Source organism: Caulobacter sp. GW821-FHT11E10 (genome assembly GCF_058808375.1).
In genome coordinates this window covers 400,999-419,089 of the sequence record NZ_JBXARP010000001.1, presented here as the reverse complement: position 1 = coordinate 419,089, position 18,091 = coordinate 400,999, and the positions used below count along the sequence as shown (strand labels likewise).

Sequence of the window (18,091 nt, the reverse complement as noted above, 5' to 3'; positions counted from 1 at the left end):
CCCACCGCTTCGCGGCGGGCCCCTCCCTCTCTCTCAGAGAGAGGGGTTTTCGGGCGCCGCCCTACCGTCCTTCGAATACCGCCGCCCGCTTGGCCATGAACGCTGCCCGCGCCTCGGCGTGATCCGCTGTGGCGGCTAGGCCCGGGGTCTCGGCCTCGGTCGTCGACGCCCCCGACGCCACGCGCTTGGTGGCCTCGATGGCCAGCGGCGCACGGGAGGCGATGGTCCGCGCCATGGCGATGGCGGCGCCGATCAGTTCGTCGGCCGGATGGACCTCGGCGACGATCCCGTCGGCCAGGGCCCGGGCGGCGTCGAACGGCGCGCCGGTCAGCAGATGGGGCTTGGCCCGGCTCTCGCCGACCAGCTTCACCAGCCGCCCGGCCGAGGCCGTCAGCCCCATCCGCACCGCGGAACAGGCGAAGCTGGCCCGGTCGCTGGCCAGGCGGATGTCGCAGCCGAGGGCCAGCTCCAGGCCGCCGCCGATGCACCAGCCGTTCACCGCCGCGATCACCGGGACCCGGCAAGCGGCGATGCGATCGACCATCTCCAGGAAGTGCAGGATCGCCGCGCTCTGGGCGCCGACGTCGCGTGACAGGGACTCGGCCAGGTCGTCGCCGGTGCAGAAGGCCCCGTTGCGTCCGGTCAGCACCACCACCCGCACGGCCCGATCCGCCTCGACGCCCGCGAACGCCTCCAGCAGCCGCGCCCGCTCGGCCATGGCCAGGACATTGGCGGGCGGCGTGTCGAGCTCGATCAGGGCGATCGAAGGTTCGGGATGCGACAGGTGGATCATGGCCGGCACGGTGGCCCGCGCCGCGCGCGCCCGCAACCTTCCTCCAAGTCATCTGGCGCGGCGCCCGCAAACGCGATGCTGCGACGCACAAGATTCCGCTTGCCAGTTTCAAACAACTGTCTCAGCCTGGGGGTCTTCCGGGCGAATTTTTGCGCCTTGAAGCCAGAAAACGACCCCAAGGGAGGCGAATTCACCGCTTCAACCCTGGGGCGGCGCAGCCGAGTTTGACCTTCGAGCGTTGTTGCAGCGCAGAAGGAATGGGGAGTGAGATGACGACGCAGACGCTCGATAAGACCGTCCTCAAGGACCTGTACGAGATCGGCGAGATCCCGCCGCCATACCACGTGCCGAAAACCATGTACGCCTGGAGCATCCGCAAGGAGCGCCACGGCAAGCCGACCCAGGCCATGCAGGTCGAGGTGGTGCCCACCTGGGAGATCGGCGAGGACGAGGTGCTCGTTCTCGTGATGGCCGCGGGGGTCAATTACAACGGCGTCTGGGCGGCTCTGGGCGAGCCGATCAGTCCGCTGGACGGCCACAAGCAACCCTTCCACATCGCCGGCTCCGACGCTTCGGGCATCGTCTGGGCGGTCGGCGCCAAGGTGAAGCGCTGGAAGCTGGGCGACGAGGTCGTCATCCACTGCAATCAGGACGACGGCGACGACGAGGAGTGCAACGGCGGCGACCCGATGTTCTCCTCTAGCCAGCGGATCTGGGGCTACGAGACGCCGGACGGCAGCTTCGCCCAGTTCTGCCGGGTGCAGTCGCGCCAGCTGCTGCCGCGTCCCAAGCACCTGACCTGGGAAGAGGCCGCCTGCTACACCCTCACCCTGGCCACCGCCTATCGCATGCTGTTCGGCCACAAGCCGCACGAGCTGAAGCCCGGCCAGAACGTCCTGGTCTGGGGCGCGTCCGGCGGCCTGGGCGTCTTCGCCGTGCAGCTGGCCGCCGTGGCCGGGGCCAACGCCATCGGCGTGGTCAGCGACGACGACAAGCGCGAGTTCGTGCTGTCGATGGGCGCCAAGGCGGTGCTGAACCGCAAGGAGTTCAACTGCTGGGGCCAGCTGCCGAAGGTCAACGGCCCCGAGTTCAACGACTACATGAAGGAGAGCCGCAAGTTCGGTAAGGCGATCTGGCAGATCACCGGCAACCGCGACGTGGACCTCGTCTTCGAGCACCCCGGCGAGTCGACCTTCCCGGTCTCGGTGTTCCTGGTCAAGCGCGGCGGCATGGTCGCCATCTGCGCCGGCACCAGCGGCTTCAACCTGACCATGGACGCCCGCTTCCTGTGGATGCGCCAGAAGCGCGTGCAGGGGTCGCACTTCGCCAACCTGATGCAGGCCAGCGCCGCCAACCAGCTGGTCATCGACCGCCGCGTCGACCCCTGCCTGTCTGAGGTCTTCCCCTGGAAGGACATCCCGGCCGCCCACGAGAAGATGCTGGCCAACCAGCACCTGCCCGGGAACATGGGCGTCCTGGTCTGCGCCCAGCGTCCCGGCCTGCGGACGTTCGAGGAAGTGCAGGAACTGAGCGGGGCGGTGTAGGGGGAACCTCCCCCTCCGTCACAAATCCAGGGTCATCCCGGAAGCCTCGCAGAGGCTATCCGGGCCCCAGGGGCGGCGCGCACCGCGCTTCGTCACCCCCTGGGGCCCGGCTCTGCGCGCTCCGGCCGGGATGACACGGATTTCGATGCACGCCCCCTACGCCAGGAAACTGTCCGCCAGCGCCTGGTCGCTCTCATGCACCCAGCAGCGATCCAGCCGCCCTTCCCTCGCCGTATAGACCAGCAGGCGCTCGACCACCGCCTCGCGGCCGTCGCGGCTGAAGCGCTCGCGGGCCAGGATGGCGGCGCGGTCGCGGCCCACCAGGATGTCGGCGATCTCGACCAACTGGCGGTTGGTCCGGCGCGACACCTCGGCCAGCACGGCCAGGGCCTTGGCCTTGCCCTGGTGGACGCCGGCCAGCGAATTGCGCCCCGCGTAGTACAGGGTGAAGTCGTCGTGATAGCAGGCCACCAGGGCCGCCAGGTCGCCGGCTTTCCAGGCCCGCGCATAGGCCTCGACGATCTCGCCGACGGTATTGGACATGGCTTCCTCGCGGGGGGGCTGACCCGAACGATCTAGCCGCCACCCTCGCCAGGGACTGTCAGCAGTCGCCGAGGCCGAGGCATGCCTCTTGCGTCTCGCCGCCAGGCGCCGACACTGGGCGCCGTGATGACCAAGCACCGGATCTACACGACCAGCTTCGCCAGCGTCTTTCCGCTCTACGTCACCAAGGCGGAGAGGAAGGGACGCACAAGGGCCGAGGTCGAGGAAATCATCCTCTGGCTGACCGGTTTCAGCCCGGAAGAGTTCGACGCCCAGATCGCGGCGAAGACCGATTTCGAGACCTTCTTCGCCCAGGCGCCTCGGCTGAACCCGGCGCGGGCCGAGATCAAGGGCCTGGTCTGCGGCGTGCGCGTCGAGGAGGTCGCCGAGCCGCTGATGCGCGAGATCCGCTACCTGGACAAGCTGATCGACGAGCTCGCCAAGGGCAAGGCGATGAGCAAGATCCTGCGCGGGTGACCGCTAGGCCTTCGCCTTCGCCTTGGCTCGTAGCAATAGACAATAGCCCAGGGTCACCACCCATCCGGCGATGATCGCGCCGCAGCCGCCCGCGACCGCCACCGAGATCGGGGCGAAAGCCCACAGTCCGGCATAGATCAGCCCGCTCAGCACCATGGACCAGCCCGCGACACGCTTGATCTGGCGCGCGGCGGCGCTAGGGACGAAGGCCTTGGGCATCCGGTTGCCGTACCAGGCGATCATCAGGCCGTTGAGGCCGACCACCCGGGTCACCGTTTCGCCGTCGATATAGCCCAGCTTGCGCGCCACCGTCGCGGCCAGCGCCAGGCCGATCATGCCGCCGGCCCAGGCGAGGCTTCCAGCCACTTCCTTGTTCATTCCGCGACCTCCTTGTTGGGCTCCGGCGCCTCCGCGCCGAGGCCGAACGAATGGACGAAGCCCAGCAGCGCCTCTTCGAGCACCGAGAGCTTCAGGTGATAGATGATCGACTTGCCGGCCTTCTCGGCGTGGACCAGGTCGGCCTCCTTCAGCACCGCGAAGTGCGCCGACATGGTCGGCTTGGAGACGTCGAACTGATCGCTCAGCTCGCCCGCGCTCATCGGCCCCTTGCGCAGGAGCTGCAGCACCCGCCGGCGCGTGGGATCGGAAAGGGCCTTGAACACCTGGCTCATGATGAGACGATTAGCTAATCATCTAAACGAGTCAAGCGACGATCGTTCGGAGGCCGCGCGCCAACTTTTTTCAACATGAACGAAATCTGCCAAGGCCGGCCGCGCAACCGTTCAGCTTGGCCCTGTCATGGTCTGTCTCACGGGGTTGCTGACCCCGGACACATCTCAAAAGGGACACGAAGACCATGACCATCACCACGAAGATCAAGACGATCACCCTGACCCTGGGCGCCGCCGCCGCCGTCATGACGATGGCCGCCGCGCCGCAAGCCAGCGCCGGCGTCGTCGGCTGCAAGGCCTCGGGCTCCAAGCAGGAGGTCGGCGCTGTCGTCGGCGGTCTGCTGGGCGCCGTCGCCGGCAACAAGATCGCCGGCAAGGGCGATCGCGGCACGGGCACGGCCATCGGCGCTGTCGTCGGCGCGGGCGCCGGTTCGGCGGTCGGCTGCGGCATGCAGAAGAGCGACGCGGCCAAGGAGGTCGGCGGGATCTACAAGTCGGGCGGCTATCGCTACGCCCAGACCGTCCAGGCCGCTCCGCTGGTCAAGATCGAGAAGAAGATGGTCACCCGTTCGACCGTCAACCTGCGCGCCGCGGCGTCGACCAGCGGCTCCAAGCTGGGTTCGGTCAGCTCGGGCACGACCTTCCAGGCCCTGGGCCGCACCGGTGACGGCAAGTGGATCCTGGTCGGCCAGGACGGCGTCGGCGTCGGCTACGTCTCGAGCGCCTACGTCTACCGCGCCTAAAGGCTAGGGCTTTTCGGAGCGCGTCCGCTCCGTCCCTCTGGCCGCGTTTCGAAGAGAGCCCGCCCGGTCGCGTATCTGACCGGGCGGGCTTTTTCGTGGGCGCTCGCCAGGGTGTGGCCCCAGTGGAGCGTAGCTAGTGGGGCGTAGCCAGGACCGCCGTCACCGCCAGGGCGGTCATGACGACGGCCAGGGTCAGGCGAATGGTGAGGGCTTTCATCGGCTCGCGTCCTTGGATGTCGGCGCCAGCCATACGCTCGCCTGACGCGGGAACCCAGTGAACCTTCTGTTAGATCGACGAACGCGGTTCTGTCCGCGACGTAATCTTCAGGCCAGGACTCAGCCGAGCGCGCTGATCCCGCCCAGCCAGGTCTGCCAGATCACCACCAGCGCCCAGTGCAAGATCACGGCGGGCCAGAGCGAGCCGGTCTTCAGTCGCATCACCGCGCAGCCCAGGCCCAGCACCGCGCAGCAGGCCAGGAAGTCAGGGCGCAGGAAGACCGGGGCGGCCGAGGGCAGGAAGGTCAGGGCCTCGACGACGTGCCACAGGGTGTAGAGGGCCGTGGAGACGGCGATCGCCAGCCCCGGTCGGCGGCTCTCGCCGGGACCGGGCGTCAGCAGGCCTCGGAACGGCAGTTCCTCGCCTAGGGCGGGGATGAAGAACACGGTCAGCAGGCGGAGGGCCAGGCCGGGCTCGGCGGGCTGCAGGCGGTAGAAGCCGGTGGTGAAGCCGATAGCGAACATGGTCGCCAGCGTGGCGGCCGAGACGGCCAGGCAGAACGCCCAGCCGCGCGCGGTGGGCAGGGTGCGGAGGCTGGTGACGAGGCGGGTACGGTAGATTTTGAAGCGCAGCGCCATTCCCCGACTACTTCCTTCTCCCCTTGCGGGAGAAGGTGTCAGCGTAGCTGACGGATGAGGGGTTGAAAGGACTGTCCGACAGCGGAGCGCGACCCCTCACCCGACCCGCGCCGCGGGCCACCCTCTCCCGCAAGGGGAGAGGGAAGGCCTAAGTCCGCCACCGCAGCGTCGAATCCTTCACCGGATTGACGAAGGCCCGGCCTTCTCCGCGGCTGGCGGCCCATTCGCGCTTGCACTGGTGGTACCAGCGGGCCTGCTGGTCGGCGTCACCCACCCACATCAGCGGCGGGTTCTGCTTCAGCCCCGGCGTCTGGGCCGCGACGATGGCGCCGTCCTGGCGCAGGAAGGCGCGGGCGGCGATCCGGATGATCGGATACAGCGCCGTGAAGGCCCAGTGGTCCGACCAGATGATCTGGTTCATCCGGGTCTGGCCCGCGTTGATCGGCGTCATGGCCGACAGGGCCAGCACATGCTTCTTGCCCACCGTCACGTGCTCCCAGCGCAGGCCCGGCAGGCGGAAGGTGATCTCGGTCAGGGGCTCGCCGCCCAAGATGGCGTAGGCCTTGGAGTTCTTGGACGGCTCGTGCCGCACCATGGTGAAGCCGGCCTCGGACGGGGCGAAGCGCTTCTTCTTCTCGTGCTGGCTGGTCTTGGTCCGCCACCACCATTGCTGATGGACGTACGGGCCGTGGGCCGGGTCGATCAGGCCCAGCACGGCGTGGTCGATATGGATGTCGTAGTCCAGGTGGTCGACCAGCTTGGGCTTGCCGCCCACGACGCCCGGAATGACGGGCGGGGCCTCCGGCGGCTCGCTGTCGAAGCGCGGGTCCGAGGACATCCAGATCCACACCAGGCCCTGGCTCTCGACGGTCGGATAGCGGCGCACCCGCACCTTGGAGATGTCGAAGTCGCTGTCGCCGGTCAGGGACGGGATCGCCTTGCAGGACCCGTCCGGCCCGAAGCGCCAGCCGTGATAGGGGCACTCGACACTGTCGGTCCCGTCAGCCTCGCGATGCACGCGCCCGGCCGACAGGGCCGCGGCGCGGTGGGGGCAGATGTCACGAATGGCGTAGACCTGGCCCGCGCGGGTGCGGCCCAGCAGCACCGGCTCGCCCAGATATTCGCGCTTCTCCTTCTTGCCGGCTTTGAGGTCGGGCGAGAGGCAGGCCACGTACCAGGCGTCCCAGACGAAGCCTTCGCCGAACCGGTCGAGCGGCGGCTTGGTCGCGGGCTTGGCCCTCAGCAGGGGTACATCGTCGGCGGGAGGCATGAAGGCTTCTAACGTGGGTTTGTGAACGTCGTCACTGACGCCGAGTGTCGCGCACTCGGGCCTATCCGTCACGCTTAAGCTTAAGCAGGCTGGGTGGCGATCCAACCTTTTGACAAACAACGCCCGCCTTCCCAGGCCTCGTGCCTGGGATCCATCGTTCAGCCGCCCAACCGTTGGACTGCGCGCAATCACGCTGACGACGTCACTTCGGATGACCCGAGCCCGGCCCTGTCATGGGTCCCAGGCACAAGGCCTGGGAAGGCAAGTGGAAGGGACGCTTGAGAGAACCCGCTATCGCGACAGAAACCCCTACCGCGACGCGGCCGTCTCCACCAGACGCTGGTAGAACCGCACCATCCGCTCGACATTGTCCAGGCTGATATGTTCGTCGGTGCCGTGGATGATCTTGGTCTCCTCGACCTTCAGCACCAGCGGCTGGAAGCGATAGACGTCGCTGGCCACCCCGCCCATGTAGCGGCTGTCGGTGCCGGCGGTGACCAGGCCCGGCACGACCGGGGCCTTGCTCTCGTCGGCGGCCAGGCCGGCCAGGGTCTTCCAGGCCTCCGACTCGGTGGACGACACGGCCGAGGGTTCGTCCGGGGTCTTGGTCCACGACAGCGCGACCGGCAGCTTGCCGACCGCGTCCTTGGCCCGCGCCATCACCGTGGCCGAGGTGTCGCCCGGGGCGATGCGGTAGTTGATCCAGGCCGTGGCGTCCTGCGGCAGGACGTTCTCCTTCGGCGAGCCCTTCAGCATGGTCGGGGCGATGGTGGTGTGCAGCATGGCCGCCCCGGCCGAGGTCTTGGCGGTGACCTTCACCAGCAGCGGCGCGAACAGCCAGGTGTTGGCGGCGAAGATCTTCACCACCGGCTTGGAGTGCGGAGCGATGGCCTTCAGCATGTCCGCCCCCGGCCCCTGGAACCTCATCGGGAAGGCGTGGTCGTTGATCGCCGTCACGGCGCGCGACAGGGTGACGACGCCGCCGCCGTCCTTGGGCGGGGCCGAGCTGTGGCCGCCGACGGCCTTGGCCTCGACCTTCATCGTCGCATAGCCCTTCTCGGCCGTGCCGATGATGGCGGCGGGCTTGCCGGTGACCGGGTGGTCGGCGACCACGGCCATGCCCTCGTCCAGCACGAACTGGGCCTTGATCCCACGCGACTTCAAAAGGGCCGCGGCGGCGCGGGCCCCGACGCCGCGCACCTCCTCGTCATGGCCGCTGACCACGATGACGGTGCGGGTCGGCTTGAAGCCGCTGGCGGCGACGGCGTCCAGCGCCTCGAACAGGGTGACCAGCGAGCCCTTGTCATCGATCGAGCCCCGGCCCCAGACGGCGCCGTCGGCCACCACGCCGTCGAACGGCGGATGGGTCCACGAGCCCTCGCTGCCCGGCGTCACCGGCACCACGTCCTGGTGGGCCATCAGCACGATAGGCGGCAGGGCCGGGTTCGAGCCGGGCCAGGTGTAGACCAGGGTGTGCTCGGCCACGACCTCGCGGGTCATCACCGCGTGGGCCGTCGGATAGGTGGCCTGCAGCCAGGCGTGCAGCCTGTCCCACTCGGCCGGCTGGTCGTCGGCCCTGTCCTGGTGGCTGACGGTCTGGAAGCGGACGGCTTCGGCCAGGTGGCCGGCGGCCTTGCCGACGTCCAGCGGACGTCCAGCGGCCAGCTTCACCGAGCTCGGATCGACCTGGGCCGGCGCCTTGAAGGTGGCGGTCCGCACGGCGACCACGCCGGCCATCGCCAGCACCAGACCCACAGCGGTCAGCGCGATCCTGCCCCCGACGCCCATCGAAACCTCCCCGAACACTTGTTGGGCGCGACTGTGCGGCGGGCGCGGGCGGCTGGCAATGCTGCCGTTGGGTTGGCCGGCGGCGGAAAGTTATCCACAGGGCGATGCTCCCCCGCTGGGGGCGCTGTCGGCGAAGCCGACTGAGGGGGCAGCTCGGCCCACGCCGTGAAGCCCCCTCCGGCCCTCTGGGGCACCTCCCCCGGGAGGGGAGGATCAATCCCCGTGCTTTTCCCGCCCCTTCGCAACGAATTCAGCCCCTTACAGGAAAACGCACGTTTCTTATCCCCGGCCTCCCGCCCGGCCCCAAGCTGGACGCATGACCCAATCCTCCCCGCAAACCTGGTGCGCGCGTGTGCAGGCCAAGCTGATGGCCGCCCTCGACGCCGCCTGGGCGATCATCGAGACCAGCGACGACCCGGCCTTGATCCGCAAGGCTCGCGACCGGGCCAAGGCCTGCGGCGAGCTGGCCGGCACGGCTCGGAAGATCGCCACCATGGTGGCCCCGCCAAAGGCCGCCCGCGCCGACCTGTTCGCGACGCTGGCCGCCGAACCAGACCCCGAAGGCCGCCCGCCGCGCGGGCTGGACCGGCTGAAGGGCGGCGGACGCGGGCGATTGTGAGGAGGCGCTCAGCCTTGAAACCTCACGCCCCCAGCGCGTAGGGCCCGCTCTTCTCCAGCGCCGTCTTCCACGCCGGCCGGGCGTGCATCCGTTCGATCCAGGCGGCCATGTGCGGATAGTCGGGCAGCTTGCCCATCGCCTTGGCGACCTCGGGGACGAAGCTCATCTGGATGTCGGCGCCGGTCAGGGTCTCACCGACGAAGAACGCCCGCCCCGCCAGGCTGTCATTGACGAACGACAGGTGGTTGGCGATCTCGTCCTGGATGCGCGGGTGCAGCGGCGCGCCGGCCTCGCCCAGGCGGCCGACATACATGTTGAGCATCAGCGGCAGCATGGCCGAGCCCTCGGCATAGTGCAGCCACTGCTGGTAGCGGTCGTAGTCGGCGCTGGCCGCGTCGGGCGACAGGCGGCCTTCGCCATGGCGGCGGATCACATAGTCGATGATCGCCCCGGACTCGATCACCGTCATCTCGCCATCCACGATCACCGGCGACTTACCCAGCGGATGGATCGCGGTCAGCGACGGCGGGGCCAGGCGGGTCTTGGGATCGCGGGTGTGGAAGACGATCTCGTAGGGGAGGTTCAGCTCCTCCAGCAGCCACAGGATCCGCTGCGAGCGCGACTCGTTCAGGTGGTGGACCGTGAGCACGTTTCTTCCCCTTTTATGCATTTTATGCTGCACTGCGGCATTGCTCGCAGGTGCGAAAGAAGCCACAGTGAAAGAAAACAACTGTTTGGCCCAGAAACAACTGTTTGGCCGAGGGGAGCAAGCATGACGCATACGGCAAGCCAGAACACGGCCGAGACTCTCATCCTGCCTGGGCTCATCGGCCTGCTGCGCGAAGCCGCCGATGCGGCCGGGCTGTTCGTGGCCGAGGCCAAGCCGCAGGTGCTGGCCCACATCGCTCCGAGTGGCGGCAAGATCGACCGCAAGCTGGCCGACGTCCACCAGCATCGCGTCCACGGCTATGGCTGGTACGCCGCCTATGCCGAGCTGATGAACCAGGTCGCCGGCTGGGCCGAGCGCCTTCAGGGCGAAGGCCGGTTCGGCGAGATCGAGGCCCTGCTGGCCCAGCTGCTGTTCTCCGAATACTGCGCCCAGCTGATCGGCGGCGTGCCGATGAACCAGGGCGAGATCGTCCGCCCGGCCCACCTGGTCGAGGACCGCGGGGTGATGAACCGCCTGTTCTCCAACGGGATCATGAAGCTGATGGTCGAGGGCGGCACGCAAGCCGTAAAGACCCGCGTCGCCCAGCGCCTGGCCGAGGCGCGCGGGCGCCCGACGCTGGAATATACGGGCCTCGACGAAACCTTCGAGATGATCCGCGACCAGTTCCACGCCTTCGCCGAGGAAAAGGTCACCCCCTTCGCCCACGAGTGGCACCTGAAGGACCAGCTGATCCCGATCGAACTGGTGGAGGAGCTGGGCGCCCTGGGCGTGTTCGGCCTGACCATCCCCGAGGAATTCGGCGGCTCCGGCATGGGCAAGACCGCCATGTGCGTGGTCTCCGAGGAGTTGTCGCGGGCCTGGATCGGCGTGGGGTCCCTCGCCACCCGCTCGGAGATCGCCGGCGAGCTGATCCTGACCGGCGGCACCGACGCCCAGAAGGAATATTGGCTGCCCCGCATCGCCAGCGCCGAGATTCTGCCGACCGCCGTCTTCACCGAGCCGAACACCGGCTCCGACCTCGGGTCCCTGCGCACGCGCGCCGTGCTGGACGGCGAGACCTATGTGGTGACCGGGAACAAGACCTGGATCACCCACGCGGCTCGCGCCGACGTCATGACCCTGCTGGTCCGCACCGACCCGGCCACCACCGACTATCGGGGCCTCTCCATGCTGCTGGCCCCCAAGCCGCGCGGGGTGGAGGGCGACGACTTCCCGGCCCAAGGCATGAGCGGCGGCGAGATCGGGGTGATCGGCTATCGCGGCATGAAGGAATATGAGCTCGGCTTCGACGGCTTCACGGTTCCGGCCGAGAACCTGCTGGGCGGCGTTCCGGGCCAGGGCTTCAAGCAGCTGATGGCCACCTTCGAGAGCGCTCGCATCCAGACCGCCGCCCGCGCCGTGGGCGTGGCGCAAGCCGCGCTGGAGACCGGCCTCGGCTACGCCCTGGACCGCCAGCAGTTCGGCCAGGCGATCTTCGAGTTCCCGCGCGTCTCCAACAAGCTGGCCATGATGGCCGCCGAGATCATGGGCGTGCGCCAGCTGACCTATTACGCCGCCCGCCAGAAGGACGAGGGCAAGCGCTGCGACCTCGAGGCCGGCATGGCCAAGCTGATCGCCGCCCGCGTGGCCTGGGCGGCGGCGGACAACGCCTTGCAAATCCACGGCGGGAATGGCTTCGCGATGGAGTATGCGGCCAGCCGCCTGCTGGCCGATGCGCGGATCCTGAACATCTTCGAGGGCGCGGGCGAGATCCAGGCCCAGGTCATCGCGCGGCGACTGCTGGACGGCGGGAACTAGCACCGGCGTCTGAGCCCCAGCCACAAAACCCCTCGTCATCCCGGACGGCCCGCAGGGCCGATCCGGGACCCAGGGGCGAGCGGCAGTGCGGCGGCCCCCGGGTCCCGGCTCTCCGCTTCGCTGCGGCCGGGATGACACGTGAAAGGCGGGCGCGAGAGGTCGATATTTGCGGCCTTGCCGTCCCCTCAAGCATCAGCATAGCGTGAGCCTTCCATTCGAAGGATCGCTCATGCTCGCCACGACCCGCCGCACCGCCCTCCTCTCGGCCTTCGCGACCACGGGTCTGGCGGCGTTCGGCAACCGGGCCTTCGCCCAGGAGACCGGCGCGGTCGGCGCGGCCGTCGACAAGTTCGCCCAGGAGGTCATGGCCGGTTTCCCCGACCAGCCGGGCCTGGGCGTCACCGTGATCGAGAACGGCAAGGTCACCCTGGCCAAGGGCTATGGCGTCAAGCGGCTGGGGGCCCAGGACAAGGTCGACGAGAACACCGCCTTCGGCATCGCCTCGAACACCAAGGCCATGACCGCCGCCCTGCTGGCCATGCTGGTCGAGGAGGGCAAGGTCGAGTGGGACGCGCCGGTCACCCGGTACATGCCGTCGTTCCAGATGAGCGACCCGGTGGTCACCAAGCTGATGACCGTCCGCGACCTCTTGGTCCACCGCAGCGGCCTGACCCTGGGCGCGGGCGACCTGATGATCTGGCCGGCGCCGACCCACACCCGCGCCGAGATCGTGGCGGGCCTCAGGTACCTGCCGATCGGCAGCCAGTTCCGGGGCGGCTACGCCTATGACAACGTCCTCTATGTCGCCGCCGGGGCCCTGATCGAAGCGGTCACCGGCCAGACCTGGGAGCAGGTCATCAAGGCCCGGATCTTCCAGCCGCTGGGCATGGCCGACACGGTCTCCAGCCCCGCCCTCGTCGACCGCGCCCATCGCGCCGAACCGCACTGCCGCCTGGGTCCGCCGGTGCGCGGCCTGGGTCCGCAGACCGTCCTGCCCTTCGACGCCAGCTTCGACGCGGCCGGTCCCGCCGGCGGGGTCAATTCCACGCCCAAGGACATCGCCAAGTGGATGCAGGTCCAGCTGGGCCTGGGCCTCTCGGCCGACGGCAAGCGCTTGTGGAGCGAGGCGCAGGCCAAGGAGATGTGGAAGCCGCAGACCATCACCACCTCGACCGACGGCCCGGTCGCGGAGAACCCCGTACGTCCCTCGATGCAAGCCTACGCCCTGGGCTGGTTCGTCCAGGATCATCGCGGCGAGCGTCTGCTGTGGCACACCGGCGGCCTGGCCGGCTTCATCTCGTATACCGGCCTGCTGCCCGGTCGGAAGTCCGGCATCATGGTGATGACCAACGCCGAGGAGAACCCGGTTCTGCGCTCCCTTCGCTACGGCGGTCCCGACCGGCTGCAGGGGCGGAGCGACTTCGACTGGATCGCGTCCAGCAAGCGGGTCCAGGCCGAGGCCGACGCCAACACCATCAAGGATGCGGCCAAGGCCACGACGCCCTCCAGCGGCGCCAAGCCCAGCCTGCCGCTGGAGGCCTATGCCGGCGTCTATCGCGATCCCTGGTACGGCACGGTGACGATCACCGTGGTCAGCAGCGGCAAGGGCAAGGCCAAGAAGCAGGGCCTGCACGTCTCGTTCGACAAGACGCCCCTGCTGCGCGGCAAGCTCGAGGCCTTCGACGGCGAGACCTTCAAGACCGTCTTTGACGACCGCACCCAGGAGGACGCCTTCTTCAGCTTCGACCTGAAGGACGGCAAGGTCGTCTCGGCCCTGGTCCGCGCGGTCTCGCCCCTGGCCGATTTCAGCTTCGACTACCAGGATCTGCGGCTGGCCAAGGTGGGGTGAGGCCTAAACCGCCGCCCAGCCCCAATCCATCGCCTTCCTAGGCCTTGTGCCTAGGATCCATGCGCGAGGCTGCGCGGAGTCTACAGGCAAGCGCGGCCGAAGGTCCCAGAGCTCGGACCCCAGGCAGCTGAACCGGAACGATGGGTCCTGGGCACAAGGCCCAGGAAGGCGGGGATTTTTGAGTCCGCGGTGAGCGCCTGTCCGCCCTAGCCCCGCTCGGGACGTTCCGGGCGTTCCGGTCGCGGAAAGCCCGGCCGCACCCGCTCGAAGGCGTCGCGGAAGGCCATCATCTGGCGGCCTTCCTCGATCTCGTCGGGGGTTTCGGGGCGGACGGTGGCGGTGACCACGAACGCCTGGCCCGTCGGCAGCTTCAGGACGCCGGTCTGGCCGGGCGCGAGGTCGATCGTACCGGTCAGTTCGGGGCGGAACTCACGGCCCAGGCTGACCGTGACGATCAGGCGGCCGCCCTCCTGGACCACGCTGGTGAACAGCGAATAGCGACTCTCGCCCAGCTCGTAATAACCCTTGCGGAAGATCCGCTGCGAACCGAAGGCGGTGAAGTCGCCCCACAGCGGCACGCCGTCCGGCGCGACGCCGCTGGCCACCACGCGCACGGCCGAGCCGGGCTCGACGACGGACCGGTCGGCGACCGCGTGGATGATCCGCAGCTTGCGCGGGCCGACCGACGGCGCCAACGGCAGGATTTTCATGGCCGACGGGTCGACCAGGGCCGGGCCGGCCTCGGGAGTCGGCGCCGTCATCGCGGCGCGCGCGGCCGCGTCGGCCACCTCGGCCAGGGCGGGCGCGACGGCGCCGGGACGCGGAGGCGCCGGGGCGATCGGCGCCTTGGGCGCTACCGGACGCGGGCGCGTCGCCGGATCGATCACGGACGCGGCCAAGGGCGTCTCCAGCGCCAGCTCGACCTGGGGCGGACGCACGGCCCAGACCACGCCCGCGCCGGCTCCGCTCAGCAGCAGGGTCAGGACGACGCCGGCCAGGCGACGGGCGCGGCTGGGGGCGGGCCGCGACAGCAGCCGCACGCGCTGGGTCAGGGGATGCGCCGCCCAATGGCAGCCCAGCGGCAGCGGCCGCGCCGCCAGCTGGGTCTTCAGCATGGCCTCGGCATAGGCCTTGCGGGCCTTGGGATAGGCGGCGACCACGCGGGCGTCGCAGGCCAGTTCCTGGTCGATGCGCAGCCAGCGACCCATCACATGGACGGCGGGATTGAACCAGTTCACGCAGGCGGCCAGGGCCAGCAGGGCGTTCACCGGCGGATCGCGGCGCGCGACGTGGGTCTGCTCGTGGGCCAGCACCACCTCGCGCTCGCGGGGGGTGTAGCGTTCATCGAAGTCGGACGGGATCACGACGCGCGGCCGCAGCACCCCGACCACCGCCGGCCCGGCGCGTCCGGCCCGCGCGGCGCGGGCGAACTGGACCTGACGCCAGGCCAGCCACGCCAGGCTGGCGCCCATGCCGACCAGCCACAGGACCGCGGTCAGCTCCCGAGGATCCAGCGGACCGCCGGCCAGGACCGCCGGATCGACCATGACCTCGCCCGGGGGCGGCCGGACGCGGGTCGGCAAGGTGGGCACGGTCACCGTCACCACGCGCGCCGGGACCAGCATGGCCAGGGCCGCCAGCGGCGGCAGCATCCACAGGCCATAGGCGACCCGCGCGCCGAACAGGCGACGGACCGGCAGCCGCGCGGCCATCACCACCGCGACCGCCACGGCCAGCGCCAGGTTGGCGTTCAGCAGGGTGGAGAGCAGGTCGGCGAGCAGGTCACCCATCGTCTTCGATGTCCGCGATCAGATCCTTGAGCAGCTTGACGTCCTTAGCGCTCAGCGACCGGTGCTGCGCGAAGTGTGCGACCAACGGCGCCACCTCGCCGCCGAACAGGCGGTCGACCAGGCTCTGGCTCTCGGACTGGACATAGTCGTCGCGCGACATCAGGGGGCGATAGAGATAGCCGCCCGCCTCGCGCGCCCCGGCGATGGCGCCCTTCTTCAGCAGGCGGGTGATCAGGGTCTTCACCGTGCCGGGCGCCCAGTCGTGGACCTCGCCCACCTGCGCCACCACGCCGTCCGGCGTCAGGGGACCGCAGCGCCACAGCGCTTCCATGATCTGGCTCTCGGCGCCCGATATCCGCACGAGGCTGCTCCGCATTACCGAAAGTACATTTGTATTCTAGATCAAAATACAGCTGTATCCTAACTCAATCCGTCGCCTTCGCCAGCGACTTGTGGGGGAGTTCAAGTTGTCCATCGGTCTCGTCGGGGTCCTGCTCGCCGCCACCCAAGCCGCCGCCACGCCGGCGCCGGCGCCCGCGCCCCAGGCTCAACAGGCCCAGCAGGCGCCGAAGCCGGCCGAGACGCCGACAGGCGTCAGCGCCGTGACGGTGACGTCCGACGCCGCGCCGGTGCGGACGTCGATCGACCGCCGCAGCTACAGCGTCGCCAGCGACCTGTCGGCCCAGAGCGGCGCCATCGCCGACGCCCTGCGCAACGTCCCCTCGGTCGAGGTCGACGTGCAGGGCAATGTCAGCCTGCGCGGCGATCCGTCGGTGACCATCCTCATCGACGGCAAGCCCTCGGGGCTGTTCCAGGGCGAGGGCCGCGGCCAGGCGCTGCAGCAGATGCCGGCCGAGCGCATCGACCGCGTCGAGGTGATCACCAACCCCTCGGCCGAGTTCCGCTCGGAAGGCACGGGCGGGGTCATCAACCTGATCACCAAGAAGGCCAAGGGCGGCGGCCGCACGGGTTCGGTGCGCGTCACCGGCGGCGACCATGGCCGCAGCGGCCTCTCCGGCAATGTCGGCTACAACAGCGGCAAGCTGTCGGCCTCGGCCGACATCAACTACCGCCAGGACTTCGCCGACCAGGTCGATTACGAGCGCCGCCAGCAGGCCAATCTCGACAGCGAGACCAAGGGCGCGACCAACTTCGATTTCCAGAGCCTGACCAGCCAGGTCACGGTCGACTACGACGTCACCGACAAGCTGCGCATCGGCGGCGAGGCGCGCCTCAGCCGCTTCCAGCTGGCCGTCGACGCCAATGCCGACACCACCCGCCAGGACGCGACCGGCGCGGTGATCCAGGCCTATGGTCGCGACCTGACCATTCGCCAGAAGCGCGACAACGGCGCGATCAGCGGCAATCTGGTTCGCCGCTTCGATGGCGAGGGCCACCAGCTGACCCTGAAGCTCAGCTATGACGGGGTCGACGACAACCGCACCCGCACCGGCCACACGGTCGGGACCCGGCCGACGGCCACCAGCGCCTTCGACCAGCAGCGGCTGGGCTACGACACCCGCCAGACCGACTTCAAGGGCGACTATGTCCGGCCGATGGGGTCGGGCCAGACCCTGAAACTCGGCTTCGACCTGCAGTTCGACGACAACGGCTACACCAATATCGGCCTGCGCGGCCCGTCCCTGCCGGGCCTGGTCGTGGATCCGGGCCTGACCAGCCAGTTCCTGTACGAGCAGCAGCTCAGCCAGGCCTATGTCACCTACGAGCGCCCGGTCGGCGAGCTGACGGTGCTGGCGGGCCTGCGTTTCGAGCAGTCGAAGCTGGACCTGACGGCCCTGGGCAGCCGCAATGACAACGACACCACCAACCTGATGCCCAGCCTGCACCTGTCGTACAAGCTGAACGACCAGCAGAAGCTGACCGCCAGCTACAGCCAGCGCCTGCAGCGCCCCGGCCCGTTCGACCTGAACCCCGTGCCGTTCCTGCTGGACCCGCTGAACTACAGGATCGGCAATCCGAACCTGAAGCCCCAGCAGACCCACTCGTTCGAGCTGGGCTGGCAGTATCGCAAGGCGCCGCTGACGGCCCTGGCGACCCTCTACTATCGCGACAACAACAAGGTGGTGACCGACGTGGTCACCGACAGCGGCGGCGGCGTGTTCGTCACCACCCGGGCCAATGTCGCCCAGACCCGCAACGGCGGGCTGGAGCTGGTCTTGAACGGCAAGCTGACGCCCAAGCTGACCTACAACATCAGCAGCAACACCTTCTGGGTCGAGCTGGACGGCTCCAATCTGGGCTTCCCCGGGAAGCGTTCGGCCTTCACCTCCCAGGCGCGCGGCAGCATCAGCTGGCAGGCGACGCCCAAGGACCTGCTGCAGATCAACGGCTTTGTCTCGGGCAAGCGCCTGACGGCCCAAGGCTACGCCATGCCGGCCACCGGCATCGATTTCGGCTATCGCCGCAAGATCAACGACCAGCTGTCGCTGTTGGTCACCGCCCAGGACTTCCTGAACGTCTTCCGCGACAAGCAGGTGATCGACACGCCCAACCTGAAGAGCCTGATCGTCCGCGACGTCGACGCCCGCATGCTGCGGGTCACCCTGGCCTGGACCTTCGGGACCGGGAAGGGCCGCAAGGATCCCAGCTTCGACTTCCAGGGCCCCGGCGGTCCGCCGCAATAGGCGGCAAGGCGGGCGAGCGGCTGGACCGCTCGCCCGT

The 18,091-nt window shown here is 69.0% G+C and carries 17 protein-coding genes and 1 pseudogene; 7 read left to right on the top strand and 11 right to left on the bottom strand.

What is annotated here, in order from left to right:
* Positions 1 to 61: 61 nt before the first annotated feature.
* Positions 62 to 793 (bottom strand): enoyl-CoA hydratase/isomerase family protein, encoded by a 732-nt coding sequence (locus AC1RRV_RS01975; protein WP_492858099.1) that lies wholly within the window; start codon positions 791 to 793, stop codon positions 62 to 64.
* A 269-nt stretch (positions 794 to 1,062) separates the two neighbouring features.
* Here AC1RRV_RS01975 and ccrA point away from each other — a divergent pair, with 269 nt between their 5' ends.
* On the top strand, positions 1,063 to 2,337 hold the full coding sequence (gene ccrA, locus AC1RRV_RS01970) for a crotonyl-CoA carboxylase/reductase (protein ID WP_492857895.1): 1,275 nt from the start codon (positions 1,063 to 1,065) through the stop codon (positions 2,335 to 2,337).
* A 156-nt stretch (positions 2,338 to 2,493) separates the two neighbouring features.
* On the opposite strand, the gene AC1RRV_RS01965 is transcribed toward ccrA, so the two are convergent.
* Positions 2,494 to 2,880 carry a nuclear transport factor 2 family protein gene (locus AC1RRV_RS01965; RefSeq protein WP_492857894.1) on the bottom strand — a complete coding sequence of 129 codons (387 nt, stop codon included), beginning with the start codon at positions 2,878 to 2,880 and terminating at the stop codon, positions 2,494 to 2,496.
* A gap of 81 nt (positions 2,881 to 2,961) precedes the next feature.
* Here AC1RRV_RS01965 and AC1RRV_RS01960 point away from each other — a divergent pair, with 81 nt between their 5' ends.
* Complete coding sequence (locus AC1RRV_RS01960) at positions 2,962 to 3,357, top strand: DUF2200 domain-containing protein (protein ID WP_492857893.1); 396 nt, start codon at positions 2,962 to 2,964, stop codon at positions 3,355 to 3,357.
* Between the two features lie 3 nt (positions 3,358 to 3,360).
* Here the strand turns inward: AC1RRV_RS01960 and AC1RRV_RS01955 are convergent, their stop codons facing one another.
* Both AC1RRV_RS01955 and AC1RRV_RS01950 read right to left on the bottom strand, forming a co-directional pair.
* The gene (locus AC1RRV_RS01955) at positions 3,361 to 3,735 is read right to left on the bottom strand and encodes an ammonium transporter (protein WP_492857892.1); all 375 of its coding nucleotides are present in this window, start codon (positions 3,733 to 3,735) and stop codon (positions 3,361 to 3,363) included.
* Positions 3,732 to 4,028 carry an autorepressor SdpR family transcription factor gene (locus AC1RRV_RS01950; RefSeq protein ID WP_492857891.1) on the bottom strand — a complete coding sequence of 99 codons (297 nt, stop codon included), beginning with the start codon at positions 4,026 to 4,028 and terminating at the stop codon, positions 3,732 to 3,734. The genes AC1RRV_RS01955 and AC1RRV_RS01950 overlap by 4 nt, the downstream gene beginning before the upstream one ends.
* A 185-nt stretch (positions 4,029 to 4,213) precedes the next feature.
* Between AC1RRV_RS01950 and AC1RRV_RS01945 the strand changes: the two genes are divergently transcribed.
* Positions 4,214 to 4,771 (top strand): SH3 domain-containing protein, encoded by a 558-nt coding sequence (locus AC1RRV_RS01945; protein WP_492857890.1) that lies wholly within the window; start codon positions 4,214 to 4,216, stop codon positions 4,769 to 4,771.
* Positions 4,772 to 5,107: 336 nt separating this feature from the next.
* On the opposite strand, the gene AC1RRV_RS01940 is transcribed toward AC1RRV_RS01945, so the two are convergent.
* The 3 genes from AC1RRV_RS01940 to AC1RRV_RS01930 all read right to left on the bottom strand — a co-directional run bounded on the left by AC1RRV_RS01940 (position 5,108) and on the right by AC1RRV_RS01930 (position 8,684).
* Positions 5,108 to 5,626: a CPBP family glutamic-type intramembrane protease gene (locus tag AC1RRV_RS01940; RefSeq protein WP_492857889.1), complete on the bottom strand. Its 519-nt coding sequence runs from the start codon at positions 5,624 to 5,626 to the stop codon at positions 5,108 to 5,110.
* Between the two features lie 148 nt (positions 5,627 to 5,774).
* On the bottom strand, positions 5,775 to 6,896 hold the full coding sequence (locus AC1RRV_RS01935) for a Rieske 2Fe-2S domain-containing protein (RefSeq protein WP_492857888.1): 1,122 nt from the start codon (positions 6,894 to 6,896) through the stop codon (positions 5,775 to 5,777).
* A gap of 309 nt (positions 6,897 to 7,205) precedes the next feature.
* The gene (locus AC1RRV_RS01930; protein ID WP_492857887.1) at positions 7,206 to 8,684 is read right to left on the bottom strand and encodes a M20 family peptidase; all 1,479 of its coding nucleotides are present in this window, start codon (positions 8,682 to 8,684) and stop codon (positions 7,206 to 7,208) included.
* A gap of 316 nt (positions 8,685 to 9,000) precedes the next feature.
* On the opposite strand from AC1RRV_RS01930, the gene AC1RRV_RS01925 reads away from it, so the two are divergent.
* Positions 9,001 to 9,303, top strand: coding sequence for a hypothetical protein (locus AC1RRV_RS01925; protein WP_492857886.1), 303 nt, complete (start codon positions 9,001 to 9,003; stop codon positions 9,301 to 9,303).
* A gap of 22 nt (positions 9,304 to 9,325) precedes the next feature.
* Here the strand turns inward: AC1RRV_RS01925 and AC1RRV_RS01920 are convergent, their stop codons facing one another.
* Positions 9,326 to 9,952 carry a glutathione S-transferase family protein gene (locus AC1RRV_RS01920; RefSeq protein ID WP_492857885.1) on the bottom strand — a complete coding sequence of 209 codons (627 nt, stop codon included), beginning with the start codon at positions 9,950 to 9,952 and terminating at the stop codon, positions 9,326 to 9,328.
* A gap of 123 nt (positions 9,953 to 10,075) precedes the next feature.
* Here AC1RRV_RS01920 and AC1RRV_RS01915 point away from each other — a divergent pair, with 123 nt between their 5' ends.
* The gene (locus tag AC1RRV_RS01915) at positions 10,076 to 11,770 is read left to right on the top strand and encodes an acyl-CoA dehydrogenase family protein (protein ID WP_492857884.1); all 1,695 of its coding nucleotides are present in this window, start codon (positions 10,076 to 10,078) and stop codon (positions 11,768 to 11,770) included.
* Between the two features lie 25 nt (positions 11,771 to 11,795).
* Here the strand turns inward: AC1RRV_RS01915 and AC1RRV_RS01910 are convergent.
* Positions 11,796 to 11,934, bottom strand: a pseudogene (locus AC1RRV_RS01910) (hypothetical protein); the annotation flags it as partial.
* Positions 11,935 to 11,999: 65 nt separating this feature from the next.
* On the opposite strand from AC1RRV_RS01910, the gene AC1RRV_RS01905 reads away from it, so the two are divergent.
* Positions 12,000 to 13,619 carry a serine hydrolase gene (locus tag AC1RRV_RS01905; RefSeq protein WP_492857883.1) on the top strand — a complete coding sequence of 540 codons (1,620 nt, stop codon included), beginning with the start codon at positions 12,000 to 12,002 and terminating at the stop codon, positions 13,617 to 13,619.
* A gap of 206 nt (positions 13,620 to 13,825) precedes the next feature.
* Here the strand turns inward: AC1RRV_RS01905 and AC1RRV_RS01900 are convergent, their stop codons facing one another.
* Together AC1RRV_RS01900 and AC1RRV_RS01895 are read right to left on the bottom strand one after the other, a co-directional pair.
* Complete coding sequence (locus AC1RRV_RS01900) at positions 13,826 to 15,409, bottom strand: M56 family metallopeptidase (protein ID WP_492857882.1); 1,584 nt, start codon at positions 15,407 to 15,409, stop codon at positions 13,826 to 13,828.
* Positions 15,402 to 15,785, bottom strand: a complete 384-nt coding sequence (locus AC1RRV_RS01895) for a BlaI/MecI/CopY family transcriptional regulator (RefSeq protein ID WP_492857881.1) — start codon at positions 15,783 to 15,785, stop codon at positions 15,402 to 15,404. Before AC1RRV_RS01895 ends, AC1RRV_RS01900 begins: the two co-directional genes overlap by 8 nt.
* Positions 15,786 to 15,876: 91 nt before the next feature.
* On the opposite strand from AC1RRV_RS01895, the gene AC1RRV_RS01890 reads away from it, so the two are divergent.
* On the top strand, positions 15,877 to 18,054 hold the full coding sequence (locus AC1RRV_RS01890; RefSeq protein ID WP_492857880.1) for a TonB-dependent receptor domain-containing protein: 2,178 nt from the start codon (positions 15,877 to 15,879) through the stop codon (positions 18,052 to 18,054).
* Positions 18,055 to 18,091 lie beyond the last annotated feature (37 nt).